The 14,704-nt window shown below is 43.5% G+C and carries 7 protein-coding genes; 1 reads left to right on the forward strand and 6 read right to left on the reverse strand.

Going from position 1 to position 14,704, the window contains the following annotated elements; genetic code table 11:
- Positions 1-52: 52 nt before the first annotated feature.
- From CU053_RS03905 to CU053_RS03925, 5 genes are all read right to left on the reverse strand, one after another.
- Entirely contained in the window at positions 53-2,227 is a 2,175-nt protein-coding gene (locus CU053_RS03905; protein WP_158106983.1) for a hypothetical protein, read from the reverse strand.
- Positions 2,205-2,438, reverse strand: a complete 234-nt coding sequence (locus tag CU053_RS03910; RefSeq protein WP_158106984.1) for a hypothetical protein — start codon at positions 2,436-2,438, stop codon at positions 2,205-2,207. The genes CU053_RS03905 and CU053_RS03910 overlap by 23 nt, the downstream gene beginning before the upstream one ends.
- A gap of 139 nt (positions 2,439-2,577) precedes the next feature.
- Positions 2,578-3,912: a group II intron reverse transcriptase/maturase gene (ltrA, locus tag CU053_RS03915; RefSeq protein WP_100550353.1), complete on the reverse strand. Its 1,335-nt coding sequence runs from the start codon at positions 3,910-3,912 to the stop codon at positions 2,578-2,580.
- Between the two features lie 408 nt (positions 3,913-4,320).
- A complete protein-coding gene (locus CU053_RS03920) occupies positions 4,321-4,473 on the reverse strand; it encodes a hypothetical protein (protein ID WP_158106985.1) in 153 nt (50 codons plus the stop codon).
- 125 nt (positions 4,474-4,598) lie between these two features.
- Entirely contained in the window at positions 4,599-5,555 is a 957-nt protein-coding gene (locus CU053_RS03925; RefSeq protein WP_158106986.1) for a LysR family transcriptional regulator, read from the reverse strand.
- A 410-nt stretch (positions 5,556-5,965) separates the two neighbouring features.
- Here CU053_RS03925 and CU053_RS03930 point away from each other — a divergent pair, with 410 nt between their 5' ends.
- Positions 5,966-6,502 (forward strand): PD-(D/E)XK nuclease domain-containing protein, encoded by a 537-nt coding sequence (locus CU053_RS03930; protein WP_158106987.1) that lies wholly within the window; start codon positions 5,966-5,968, stop codon positions 6,500-6,502.
- Positions 6,503-6,569: 67 nt separating this feature from the next.
- On the opposite strand, the gene CU053_RS03935 is transcribed toward CU053_RS03930, so the two are convergent.
- A complete protein-coding gene (locus CU053_RS03935) occupies positions 6,570-14,489 on the reverse strand; it encodes a COG1361 family protein (RefSeq protein WP_158106988.1) in 7,920 nt (2,639 codons plus the stop codon).
- Positions 14,490-14,704: the final 215 nt, after the last annotated feature.

Below are 14,704 nucleotides of genomic sequence, written 5' to 3' on the forward strand. Positions count from 1 at the left end.
TCGCTCTGGTAGAGTAAGCCCAAAATGTTTATTGTTATTGCCGTTTTGTCAATCAATTATTTGGCAGGCTGAAGTAGGGATTAGGGTTGCCTGTAGAGTTAAATTGGATAGTATTTGCTGAATTATCACCAAATTGCAACGATTGATAATTATTGTATTGGCAGTTACCACCCATTTGTGAGACGCATTGCAAGGCAAAATCCCAGGTAATCTGATCGTGTCCATCGACGTCATGCGCTTGAGATGCGAGGTTAAATACGCCCAGATATCCATCGGGAAAGGCAATAGACTGATAGGTGCTGTATTGATACGCTCCGCTATGCGAATGGACAAAGGCATTGGAGTCAACGGTCATGGGATAGCCACAACCGCCACCACTTTGACAGAGTCCTGAATCAAGGGCTGCAATCCATGGGGAAGATGACCATCCTCCAAAGCCTTGTTGATTAAGCGTGAAATCATTATCACTGCCCTTGAAGCTGATCTCAAAATATTTGACATATTGTGGCGAACCAACGGGTGAGTATCCATAGTGTTGATTGTAGTCATAGGGTTGTAACTGGCTGGTCATGCCGTTGTAAGTCATGTAGTATGACAGAGCGGTATCTTGTGCAGCCCTTAAATTTAAGTCGAACGAATCACATGAAGCCTTGAGCGTGCCGTTGCCATATTGTCCTGTAAAAGGATTACTGACTACCCCCTGCCAAGTAAAGACATTACATTTTTGCGTCCATGGATATGCGTTACAAGTCGTGGCTCCATTTACGCATAAATTGTCGGTTTGTGCTGGAGGCATATTAGCTTGTACCTTGGCATATTGTGGCTGATAGTTAGCAGCATAGGCATAAGAGTATTGTGGCAAACCAGTGTCTGACCAATCGCTTGGGTAGCTTGCCGTAGCATTAAAATCATCACTGATAAGATAAGACGAAGTAACATCGAAAATACCAGGAGCCCCTGTTAGGTTATTGTTTGAATCTCTGGATCCCATGATAAGATTCTCAAAATATTGATTAATGACCGCCTGCTGGTTGGCAAAAGAACCAGTCGCCCCTTCAATGGGCGAGACCAAATCCTCAAAACCTGCGACATTGGCTTGCAGATAAGCCGCTGTAAGAAGGATGTTATAGGTTTGCTGGATTGAAACCAAAGAGCTCATATAAATATTCATCAGGCTCTCATTGTAGCCATTAATAAATTGAACAGGGTCTGTGCCCATGCCGTAATTACTGGCAACAAATTGCGCTTTCATTTGTTCATTTAATGAATTGACAAATGTGTAATAAAAGCCATCTTTTGAATCTGTGCTGGTTAAGTCACGAATATTATCGGCTAGACTTGCCAAATAGCTGTTTGTCAGCAAGGCTTGCAGTTGAGCCTGTGCCTCTGTATTCGTACTTAAATCAGACAAGCTATGAATATTTACTGTGGCGTTAGTAAACTGATCCCACTGGGTTTGAATCCCAGTAGCTAGCATCTTTGCCTCTACCGCGTAATTTGTCGATTGATCAGCAAGAACCTGATTGTAAAGTGCTGCAAATCCACCAAGTAATTCATTGAGATCGTTTTGAATGGTGGCAAGATCAGCCAGCGCCTCGTTCATCTCACTATTGAGCTGATTTAAGTCGCTTTCAATTGCTGCACTAGGGGAGCTGGGATTAATGCCAAACTTCTTAGCTATTTCAGAAGTTGCCCAATCCATAGTCTTGCCCACCGCCCAATCCACAAGACCATCAACGACAGGACCGTTTGGTGGAGTTGTTGTCTTTTCAGCTGACAAAGGTGACAATTTACTTAACTGTTTAAGATCCGTAGCTTGCAATCGCCCATCTAAGGAAAAACTCACGCTAAATTGATCCTTGGCCGATTGAGGTTGAGCTAACTGACCATAGATTTCAAGCCCTGCTGTGGTTGTTCCAGAAACAGTAATCATATCGTCATTAAATGCAATATGATCAGGGATGATAGTCGCTTGTGAATTGCGACGAGCCACTTCCAGGTTTTTGCGCCACAATAACGTTTTGCCATTTTTTGCATCTACAGCGACGACAAATCCTGCGGTTTTCCCTTTGGGCTTGATTCCGCCAAATGCCTCGTGCAGTGTGCCTGTAAAATAGCCTGCAAGATAAATTGTATGGTCTTTGATTGCCATCGCTGTTACGTGAATGGCGCGACTATTATCAAGCGCTAAGCTCACCTGCCAGTCAATGGCAGAATGATATATCAAAACTCTCAGGCTCAAGTACCAACGAATGAATCACTGAACCTAACAACATATCAGGCGTTTGTACCATCGGTTCCTTACGCAAGAACAAATGCGGATTATCTAACAATAACTTAACCTGTGAAGCTGACAACGCCTCATGTGCAAGATAAGCATCATGAGTCATTTTGTTTATTTTTCCTATTTTACCTGTTTTTTCTATTGTAGCTTTCATGCGATTGCTCCTTTTTGTCGAGTAGACATTTCTGTTTCTCCTATTTATATTTGTTTATATTCAATACAATGTGAAGACGCACAATGCCCCTCACAGAACCGTACTTGTAGATTTCCCACATACGGCTCTTCAACTTAACTCACAGCGCTACCAACGTGTAAAATATGTGATTGATTCGTGGTCGCGGTAACGGATGGCGCTCTACATATTTATTAAAGTCCCACCAGTTCATTTTCCGCTTCTGGCTTCTTCGATTTAACCACTTCAGCGTCTGTCTCATGGCTATCGAATAATACTTCGCTATCGAGGGGTAGTTTCCACTCACTCCGTAATATTCAAAATGCCCTCTTAGCTTCGCTTTCAGTATTTTCCACCACTCTTTTGTCGGGAGTACATTCCTAATCGATTTCAGCCACAAGTTCAAATCTTTGCACTTGGCTCGAAACTTCTTAGCGCTCGTTTTCCGACCCAGTTTGAAATACCCCTTTCTTGTCTTATCACAAAAATGGGTAAATCCTAGAAAATCAAACGTATTCGCCTTGCGTCCAGCATTCAAAGCATTCAGCTTCTCAAACCGTCCAAAGCTTATGTTCCGACTCTTCTCTGGATGAAGCTGTAGTTCATGCTTGTTAAATCTATTCGCCAATGCCCGCTCAATCTTGCGGGCATCTTCCTGATACTGTATCAAGCACACAAAGTCATCTGCATACCTCACCAGCCTGCAAAATCCTTCAACGTGCTGCTTTACCGTATCTTCAAACCATTTATCTAATACATAATGCAAAAATATATTCGCCAACATCGGACTTAATATACTCCCTTGTGGCGTACCTTTCTCCGTGTCGATCAATACCCCTTTATCTATGTACCCCGCCCTTAAAAAGCAGTCTATCAGATGTAGCAAACTCGTATCCTTCACCCGTATCTTCACAAAGTCCTTCAGTTTCTCGTGCGATACGTTATCGAAGAACCCCTTTATATCCGCTTCCACCAAATGGTTCACAGGTTGGGTCATGATCGCCTTATCGACTTCATTTAACGCCTGATGAGTATTCCTTCCTGGTCTAAACCCATACGAGCATTCCAGAAAGTCCTGTTCATATATGCTTTGCAGAATCAGCATTATACCGCTCTCAACAATCTTGTTCTCAATTGCAGAGATACCTAACGGGCGGCTTTCACCATTTCCTTTAGGGATATATACCCTTCTACTTGGCATTGGCTTAAATGTCTTGCGCTTTAATCGCATGACCAGATTCTCTATCTTATCCGCTACGTCCACGCCATATTCTTGCCAACTTACTTTGTCTATTCCTACCGCCTTGTTTCTATCAAGTCCATAGTAGCAATAGCTGAGAAACTCCGCGTCAAGTAAATGAGCCAGGCTCGTAAACTCAAAACTTCGATTCCCTCGCGCGCACTCTGCTATAGAAGACAACTTCAACAATGTTTTATTCAACTCTGCGTTTGACATCACTCAAACTATCCTCTTGCGTTAAATTGCCAGCCCCTTCGAGTGGATTAGCCTCTGACCCTTCTCAGAGCTTCAATCTATCCTCGATAGGCATTACCCTACCTACTCCTCTACTACGAACCAGTCCGACTACCTTGCTAAACCATCACCTCGTTTCTTCAACTTGCATGACAGCATTCAGAAATAGCAAGGTTCTCCCAAGTTCCAAAACAATCAGTTCATCTACCCGCTACGGACTCAGACCCCGACACCTCCGCGCATACTCGCCTGTTTACTTTGGGTTGTGCCAAACTTTTTTAAAAAAAAAAAAAAAACACATGCTCTAGTTTCGTATACAGCAGTTCTGATTTCAGGCAAATGAAAACCCTGATCAGGTGTGACGTTGATTTATTACGGGGCTCAATACCTTCACTTGCGTTGTGGCTGATAGACCGCCCTTGCTACAGCTTCATACGCTGCGAGCCATGGACCTATGTGTAGTTCGGTTCCAGACCGGTGGCTAACCTTTATCTGGGCTGGATTGTCCAGCTTGATTGCCTTAGCTTTGCTTGGCGCACTCATAATTTTCTCCTGGGTTTGATTGATAATTAACGTTTAGTTGTGTGGATGATAATGCCTTCAAAACGATCACATAAGAGCAAAATTTGGTCAATTGTGATAAAAATTACCATTGCTTATTTTTAACCTTAAACAATTATTGTTCCATTGCTCACATCCTGTCGCCAACAGCTGAGCATGAATTTTTCTACGTCTAAATAGCGCCCTTGTGATATGACAAAGGTATCCAAATTCCGCTCTATTTCCCAATTTTTGAGGACTTGTACCAGGGGGACTGTCTGCATATCGGTCAAACTAACAAGTCCGTTATCTAACATGGCAAACCCTAAATGCTGCCTTATAAGCTCACTCACCGATAAGTGCATTGACACCCGTGCTATCAAATTCAGCTGTACCGTTTTATGTTGATTGTCTTGTGAAAAGGTAATCATCCCAGTTTCAAAAGGAGTCGCAATATAATCTAAATGGCGCAGATCTTCTGGCTGTTCAATCGGGTGACCTAAGGTGTCTAAAAAGCTTTGACTGCAATATAGACCAAACTTTCCCTGCAAAGTAATCACTACTTTCCATTTGTCTTGATCAATTAAGTGGAGATTTTTTCTAGGCATCATTAATAAATCAAAGCTTTGTGCCAGACCCCTGATATGTGAACCAAAGCGTTCAAACATCGCAGGTGTGATCATTGTAATGTCAAAAATAATGTTGGGGAACTGAGTACGCAACGGAGCGAGCATGTACTTCACAAAGTAATGGTAAGACAAAGGAAACACGCCCATTTTGTAGGTGATTTTATCTCCAAAATTGTATAGGGTATCGACGTCTATATCCAGTTGTTCAATTTTAGGATAAATGGTTGCATATAGGCGTTGCCCAAACTCTGTTAATACAATTCCTTTGATACCACTGTCGTCTGAAATGATTTTTTGATTAAAGGCAGACTCTAGCGTACGAATATACTCCCTGGCTGTTTTGATATTTACATTGAGCTTTTCCGCTGCACTCTTACGCGTTCCAAGTTTAACAAGTTCAGAAAAGTAAACCAGCTCGCGAGAGTAGCGAAAAATATCAATTTTGGATGCGCTCATTGCCAAATTTTCCCTGTTGTGAATCATAACAGTGAGAGATATAGCTCAAAGCTTTAAGATTTACAAGTCAAGTCAAAGCATAATAGGGCGCATTTCAGAGAAATCTTGGCTTGTGCAAATAATTCGCCCAAGCGTGTCGGTGTGAGTAATCAGTGTCCGTCACACTGACAACTCACAATTAGTGATGGGCGTCAATATAGTCATCACCGAAATCTTCCATTACAAAATGGTCGTTTATTAGCAAAAATTTGGTAAATGTTATAAGAAGCTCTTTTATCAAAATGGCGCACAGATGCACTGGCAATTTCCTCCCAAGATCGCTACCATGTCCCAAAGCTTCTATTTTACGTGGCATCACCTATGGCTAAGAAAATTTATAAAGGACGGATGAGTTATTATATGAATGCCGGGTGAAACTGCCTAATATCGAAATTGTGCATCTGCTAAATTACTACTTCAAAATCTGGTTTAACACGCGCTTAGGTGTGCAATATCAATCGTTTTTAAATAATCTGGTCGAAGGCAAGGTAGAGAAGTTCAGTGAGCAATTAAATACTTATCTCACCGAAGCCTTAAGTGTCAGAGACACGGGTTACACCGCCGAGAAGTTTTATCACGGATTAGTTTTGGGTTTGATTGCCTCATTAAGAGCGACGCATCTTATCCACTCCAATCGTGAATCAGGGGATGGTTATCCCGATGTGCTTATTTATCCTTTGGCAAATAATCAAAAGCACGATTTAGGCATTGTGATGGAATTTAAGCATGCCAGGGAAGATGGCAGCGAAAACCTGGAGAAACTCGCCAAGCAAGCGTTAAGCCAGATTGAGCAAAAAAATTATGYGGCTGAACTAAAAACCCAATCACAGGTAAAGCGCATTTTAAAACTGGGTTTTGCGTTTAATCATAAGCGAGTCATTGTCAAACACCATTTGCAAATGGGGTAGCGAGTTGTGATTGTGACACTGATTACTCACGCCGACACGTTGCACAAGCCCATTAGTTCAAAGCTTATTAAGGCGTTTCAAAGCAATAGATTGGGTAAGCTTCCTGGCACTGAGGAACTGAGGTAGCGGAAGGTCCAGTGTAAGCAGTGTCGTAAGTAGTCCAGAACCCTGGGTTTTTATTGCCTATATACCCATAGTTAGTCAGCCCTTTCATATTATAATACCACTTTCCGAGTGTCCAGTTGGAACAAGAGCCAAGCTCAGTGGAGTCAATAAAAGTTCCATCTTTTCTCGTACCTGTTCTGGCATAATTACTACTGGCACCATGAGAATCGTATATTCCATTGATTGGTGTTCCATCAAATAACGCTCCTGTTCTGAAAATCTCAAGGTTGTAACTCCAGCTGCCTGTGTAGGATAACGAGCTATTGTAGTTAATATTATCTTTGGCATTTGTCGTGGAGGTACTAAACCACGCTTTAAAGGTACGACCATCCTCAGGGTTGTTCTGATCCAGGGCACAGATATTATTGGCTTTTTCAATGGGACTAGCTCCAGTGACCAATGTGCTGCCTTGATTTAATTTCCAAGAGGTATTGTCTCCATTGACTATGCTATAAGAGGTAAACAGGCGACAAATTTCACTGTAAGCACAGCCCACTGCCGCATTAAAGCTTAGATTATTATTGCTTAGTGTTTGTGCATTGGCAGAGGTGGTAAAGGTGTAGTCTCCTGGCGTAGCTGGCACTTCCCAATCTACCGTACAGCTTGAATGCCCTGCAAGACTTGTGCCACAGGTATTATTACTCACCGTCATATTAAAGGAAAGCCCTGTAATCTCAGTGTCTCCTATGTTTTCCAGTTTAATCGTCGCCTTATCCTGCCCATGTTTTACCGTAGGAGAGGGAAGGTTCAAGGGGCGATTCGTGTTATTGATCACTCTGTAACTCGTGTAAAGAGGATTATTTTCCTTATAAGCGTAGGATAGATAGCCCAAAGAAACCTCCACATTAAAGTCTTGCAACTCACTGTCAAGTGAAAGATTATTATGCGCTCTAAGCATTAAGCTGTAGCTTGCTCGCGTGCTATTGGCATTGGTTTGAATGCCAATCGCGCAACTGGCGTGAGCTGCCACAGGATCACCACTTAAACAGCTTGCACCCGCTGTGGGCGCTACAATAGTGACGTTCGTGGTATTACATGTATCTACACCATCTGCCGTGCAGGCAATCACATAGTCAGCTGTACTGTTGGATGGGTCCCATGCAGTGGTTTCACTTGTGTTAGTAATCGTAACATCGGTTATTTTACCCCCTGTAGCAGGACGGTTGATATTGCCACTATCTCCAATATCATCTATTGCCACGGTTACACCCGCGACATTCACACTCATATAGGTGTTACCATCGCAGTTGACGCAGTTTTGCGCGTTGCCAAAAGCGGTGTAGCTGTAGGTGCCATCACTGACAGCATTATCAGCAGCAATCTCGAAGCTGCAAGTAGCATTTCTTGCAAGGGTTATAGGAGTGCTTTGCGTGCCACAGCTGCTACTTATTGGGGGAAGCTCATTGGGGGCAATAATAAAGAAGTCATTGATATTCGTATCACCTTCATTATGAACCGTTACTGTCTGTGCCACAGGATTCGAGCTCTTGCCAATATCCAGTGTTTGCGGATCAAACCTCACAAGCCCAAGTTTATCGATGACAGTAAAAGCAAAACTTTGCGTCTTGGCAAGGTTGGTAGACTGACGCACATGAAGCTTGTGGCTACCAGCATGTGCATTACTGGTTAGTTGTAACCCCAGACTACAACTGCTAAGAGGTGCGACATCCTGACCCAAGAGGCAATAAGGCTCAGTAAGTCCTGTGCCTACAATAGATAGTCCACTGATATCCCCTTCGGCAATTACGTAGTCAGCGATATTGGTGGATGGATGCCAGTCAAAGCTTGAGTTATTGGTGAGGATTATTTCACTGACACGACTGCCACTATTAGGAACAGGAACAGGAGCTAAAGTAGATGCTGCAAGAGTAACACCTTCAACACTCACAGGGATTGAATGAGACACAGCCTGCCCATCTGATGTACCTGCGACGGTGATCGTAAGCGCATCTTCTCCCATGCCTTCAGGCGCCCCAAGCGTAAAACTGCAGCTTGCCCCAGCAGCGAGTGTCGCAGCATTACAGGTGTCATTGGAACTTGTTAATGGTGTGGGCACAGTAAGCACGATATTACTTATGGGTGTTTTCCCTGTATTTTGAAGCGTGATCGTTTGATTATTCATAATTTTTATGGAGATGCTGTTGATGGTAGTAGTTCCTGCTTCATCGGCAAATTGAAACATACCCAGTAAATCTTTCGTCACAAAAGATCGACTTGCTTTGGTTGTCAGATTTTTAGCTGGAGAGAGAACTAAAACATACGACAATGCTTCTGTGTTTTCATTGGTTTGAATGCCAATATTACAACTGGCTCCCGGCGCCACCTCATCTGCTTTAAGACAGTTTATGCCTGAAGTTGGGGCGGTGGTTGTGATATTGTCTAGGCTACAAGTTTGTGTAACACCAGGGGCACAGCTAATTGCATAGTTGCGTATGTTTGTGGAAGGCTCCCAAGGGATTGACGAGTGTGTATTGGTGATGGCGACATTTATTATTTCACTACCTGATGCTGGATGTCTAATGCTGTCATTATTCCCAATCACGCCAATGGACACCGTAACACCCAAAACGCTAACAAGCGCTTGTGCACTGCCATCACAATTAGCGCAATTGGCAGCATCACCATAAGCACTATAGCTGTAGCTGCCATCTGGCACTGCATTATCAGCGGCTACCTCGAAGCTGCAGCTTGCGTTTTTAGCTAAGGTGACTGGGGTACTTTGTGTACCACAGCTGCTGTTCGTTGCAGGAAGTGCCACGGGTTCTGCAATGTAGAAATTATCAATATCCGTGTTGCCAAGATTATTAACAGTGATCGTCTGTGACGTGGGATTGGAAGCTTTGCCCAGGCTAAGCGTTTGTGGATCAAAACTCACCAGTCCCAGTTTGTCGATAACATTGAAGGCAAAGCTTTGTGTTGTCGCAAGATTAGTTGCTTTTTGGAGACGTAAGTTATAGTTGCCTGCCTGTGCACTACTTTCAATCGCTAGACCAAGACTGCAGCTACTTCCAGGGGCAACAGCAGCACCCGATAGACAGTAAGGCTGTGTCAATCCAGTTGCTACGATAGACATTCCACTGGTGTTGACCCCCGTGATGATGTAGTCAGCGATATTGGTGGAGGGATGCCAGTCAAAGCTGGAACTATTAGTGAGTATCACTTCAGTGACACTCTTACCTGTATGTGGAACTGGGATAGCTGAAAGAGTCGACATGGTAAGATGAATTCCCAGAACGTTTACAGGCATCGAATGCGACACTGTCTGCCCGTCTGATGTACCGTTGACCGCGATCGTAAGATCGCTTTCCCCCATGCCATCAGGCGCGTTCACACTAAAGCTGCAGCTTACATCAGGGGCTAACGTCGTCCCATCGCAGCTATTATTGGAGGCTACAAGCGGCGAAGGAATAGTGAGTGCCACATTACTCACAGGCGTTTCCCCTGTATTGTGCAGGGTAATCGTTTCTATATCCCCGATATTGAGACTCATGCTATCGATTTGGTTTCCACGATCATCTTGAAATTGAAACATCCCAAGCAGGTCTTTGACGATAAAATTTTTACTATGTCGATCTGTTAAATTCTCCACAGGCAGTAGTGTCAGAACATAAGCATCTGCTTGTGTATTTTCATTAGTTTGAATACCGATATTGCAACTTGTGTTGGGACTCACGGCACTTGTAGTCAAACAGCTTATCCCTGCAGTTGGCGCCACAATCATGATATTTGCTGGATTACACGTGGCAGGACCTCCCGACGCACAGCTAATAAAATAATCGCTTAACTGATGTGACGGTCTCCAGGGCATTTCTCTATTGGTATTGGTGATGCTTACATTGGTTATTGCATTGCCTGTTTGAGGACGTCTTATGCTGTTATTGTCCCCAATGACACCAATGGCAATCGTAACCCCTGTAACCATAACTTGTGCGCGAGCAGTGCCATCACAGTTAGCACAATTTTCAGCATTTCCATAAGCGATATAGTCGTAAGTATCCTCTAAAACTGAGTTATCAGCAGAAACATCAAAACTGCAACTGCTATTTGTTGCAAGTGTTATTGGTGCCCCTTCTGTGCCACAAGTATTACTTGTTGTTGCTAACTCTATGGGTGCCACAATGTAAAAACTACTGATAGCCGTATCGCCTGTATTTTGGACGCTCACAGTTTTGATCGTGGGATTTGAGCCCTTGCCTATATTCAATGACGCAGGATTAAAGCTCACCCATCCCAATTTAGCGATGATATCAAAATCTACGCCGTAAGAGCTGGCAAGATCAGTGGCTTGTCTTAGCGTTAAACTATAACTGCCCACCATAGCAGAATCTTCAACTTGTATGCCAATCGCACATACCCCACCTGCAGAGACAATAACCCCAGACAAACAATAAGGATGCGATAATCCTGTGCCCACAAGGGACAAGGCAGTGGGATCGACTCCTGTAATTTCATAGTCACTAAGGTTAGTAGATGGATGCCAGTCAAAGCTTGAGGTGTTGGTGATCACCACTTCAGCAATACGACTGCCGCTATTGGGAATGGGAATCGCAGATAACGGGTCAATGGCGAGTGTCACTCCTTCAACGCTCAGATTTAGCACATGCGATATACTTTCGTTGTCGCTAAGACCATGGGCTGAAATGGTGAAATTGTTAGCACCCATGCCATAAGAAGCATTGACGGTAAATGAGCAACTTGTGCCAGGCTGTAAAGTTGTGCCAGTGCAGCTATTGCTTGAGACTATCAATGCGCTAGGAATATTGAGGCTAAGCTCACTAATTGCAGTTTCCCCAATATTTGTAAGTTTGAAGGTTTGCGTATCACCGAGCTTAATTCTCGTGCTATTGATTGGATTATTCGTTTCATCGGTAAATTGAAATATCCCCAATAATCCCTTAACCGTGAAAGCCCTGGTTTGCTGGCTGGTTAAATTTTTTGCAGGCAATAAGCTGATCGTGTAATTGCCTGGCAATGTGCTCATGTTGGTTTGAATGCCAACATGACAAATGTTGCCTGGTGCTACAGGGCTGCCACTTAGACAGTTGACTCCAGAGATCGGTGCTACAATTCTGATATTGGTGGTATTGCAGGCGCTGGTATTACCCTGTGCGCAGCTGATCACATAGTCACTTGTTTTAGTCGACGGATTCCAAGGTTCTTCCTCATTCTCATTGATAGTGGTAAGATTCGTAACCTCACTCCCCACTGCTGGATGCCTGATATTGTCGTTATCTCCAATGACCCCAAGTGATACCGTAACACCGCCAACAGTCACTGGCATCGTTGTATTTCCAGAGCAATTAATACAACTTTGAGCATCTCCAAAAGCGCTATAGTGGTAAGTATTGTTTACGACAGAAGTATCCGCGGAAACCTCAAAGCTGCAGCTGTTATTGGTTGCAAGAGTTATGGGTGCGCTCAAGCTTCCGCAGCCGTTGTTGGTTGTTGTCAGCTCATCAGAAGAAGCAATGTAAAAATGAGTGATATCGGTATTGCCAACGTTGCGGAGTGTGACCATTTGCGGCATGGGGTTGATGCCTTTGCCAATGCTGAGCGTCTGTGGCTCAAAACGCACAAAACCTAAGGCATTAATTAAATCAAACTCAATCGCATATGCTTTAGCCAGGTTAGCGGCTTGCTTAATATCCAAAGCGTAACTGCCAACTTTAACAGCTGAAGCAACCTGTAGTCCAACAGCATAGCTGCCACCTGGAGGGATTGGAGCACCTGACAAACAATAGGGGTGTGATAATCCTGTTCCCACCAGAGAAATGCTACTGGTGTCTTCCCCTGTGATTTCATAATTGGCTTGGTTGCTTGAGGGGTGCCAATCAAAATCAGAGAGATTGGTAAGAACTATCTCACTAATACTTTGACCGCTATTGGGTATTTCGATGGCCGATAATGGCGTAACAGAAAGCGTGATACCTTCAGTACTGATGACTATGGAGTGTGATACCACTTCGGTATTAGATACGCCCATAACCTTGATGGTAAAATCACCTTCTCCCGTGCCATCGGGCGCAATGAAAGTAAATTGGCAACTTGCATTTGCCGCAAGTGTTACCCTGTTACACGTATTGCTGGAGAGTGTTAATGGTGTAGGGGTAGTCAGAAGCACATTACTAATCGCGGTCTGACCGATATTGTGAACTGTCACGGTTTGGCTCTGACCAATTTTAAGATGGATAGTATCGAGCTGACTATTACGATCATCTCTCAATTGAAACATGCCAAGCCTGCCTCTTATCGAAAAAGTTTTGGTTTGTTGACTACTGAGATTTCCTGAGGGTAATACAGTGAGAATATAATTGCCTGGCTGGGTATTAGGATTAAGTTTAACCGCTAAGGTACAGCTTTCAGCAGGAAGAACGGGATTACCTGTAAGATAATCACTGTTATTCAAACCTTCATCGAGGATTTCGATATTCTCTGCAGCCAGACTTTGACCTTCTGGCGTGATCATATAGTTTGCTCTCAAATTTGAAGGTATCCAGTTGAGTTTCCCTGTATTGGTAATGCTGATATTCACGACTTCTTCAGCGGTTGTTGGGATACTTACAGCGTTGTCTGTTGCAATATTTTCGATGCTGATATCGGCAGATGCCACCTCAACAGTAGTTTGACTGACAAAGCTATTACCCGAGAGATCTCTATAGCGAATTCTCAGTGATTTATTGTTTTGTGATCGAGCCGCGCGTTCAGCATTTAAAATAATAGTGCAATTATTTCTAGCCTCATCACCATTCTCGGCAAGCATACTACCCATTTTGCAGCTGCCACCCTTGCGCGTAACTCCCGTGGGTAAATTTAATTGAATATCACTAATCATGAGGGCGGTATTCGCCAGATTTTTAAGAGTAATCGTTTGATACTGACTAGGATCTGACAGTATAACGCTACTGTTGAGTTTTCCTGGTGCTGCTGAAATGTCTAAGGTGGGCGCGAGTTTATTTCTTAAATTAGCGGCATTCACGACTAAAATTTGAGATGTGGGATTGTCTGCAAGCTCGCTATAATGCGCTAAAATGGCGTCACTGACATCAGATCCTGCACGTAAATCAAAGCTGATTTGAGCAGATTGCCCTGGGGTTAAGTTGGCAGCACGCCCATTTTGGGTATACAAAATGCTGCTTGAACCATCCTGATTTTGGCTTAACACCCCACCTGCGATCTTTTTGATCTTGGTGGATAACCACGTCGGAATATTGATGCTGATATTGTTTAAAGCCACTGTATTATCAGAAGGATTTAACACAGTAATAACGGCGGTACTATCAGGTGAGATGACGGTAGTATGTGTCAATTTAGCCATGGGTAGAAGCGTGTTGCCCGTGCCCACAAACTCTGTTTTAACAGGTAGTTTAAGCGTTTGTGAATTAGTTTTAACCTCAATATCACCACTGACTGTGGCACCATCTGTACGACTTTCAAGCAAAGCCTTAATTGCACAGCTTGGGTTGCTCACAGACAAAACCAATCCTATTTTACAATCAGGCAGCCCACTGCTATTAGGTACTTGATTCCATGTCACGCCATCGGCTACTGGAAAGTTAATGGCAGTAATGGCAACCCCTGTTTCTTCAGCACCAGCACCAAGCGCCAAGGCAGCAGCCTGGGAACCTGCATTGATGATGGCTTCAAAAACACCTTCTCGATTCGTTGCCATACGTTCAGCCAGCAAGGTTGATGCGTTTATTTGAATAGATTTGAATGCATCTGAGTCAGATGTGGGACTAGATTGATCAGCTGTATTACATCCTGTCATTGCCCCAGATAGGATAATGCTTGCCAATAGTGCAATCAGCTTATATTTTTTCACGCTTTTTCTCCTTTACGCATTCTTATGATAACGGTATGATTTTTAGTCACAAGAATGATACGATTTGAGAAAATCGCATAAAAGGATATTTTTTGATCCACGGTGGCAGAATTTACCACCATAGAGTAAATTATTCACTGAAGTTACGCACTTTTGCTGCACTACCCCGCCTCGCAGGCTCGGCACCCCTTCACTTGTGAAGGGGAATTTTTGAT

Origin of the sequence: Caedibacter taeniospiralis, assembly GCF_002803295.2 — a bacterium.
Taxonomy (GTDB): Bacteria; Pseudomonadota; Gammaproteobacteria; order Francisellales; family Francisellaceae; genus Caedibacter; species Caedibacter taeniospiralis.

Coding starts and splice junctions, on each gene's coding strand:
- CU053_RS03910 (WP_158106984.1), bottom strand. CDS start 2,438: ATGAAAGCTACAATAGAAAAAACAGGTAAAATAGGAAAAATAAACAAA.
- ltrA (WP_100550353.1), bottom strand. CDS start 3,912: ATGTCAAACGCAGAGTTGAATAAAACATTGTTGAAGTTGTCTTCTATA.
- CU053_RS03920 (WP_158106985.1), bottom strand. CDS start 4,473: ATGAGTGCGCCAAGCAAAGCTAAGGCAATCAAGCTGGACAATCCAGCC.
- CU053_RS03925 (WP_158106986.1), bottom strand. CDS start 5,555: ATGAGCGCATCCAAAATTGATATTTTTCGCTACTCTCGCGAGCTGGTT.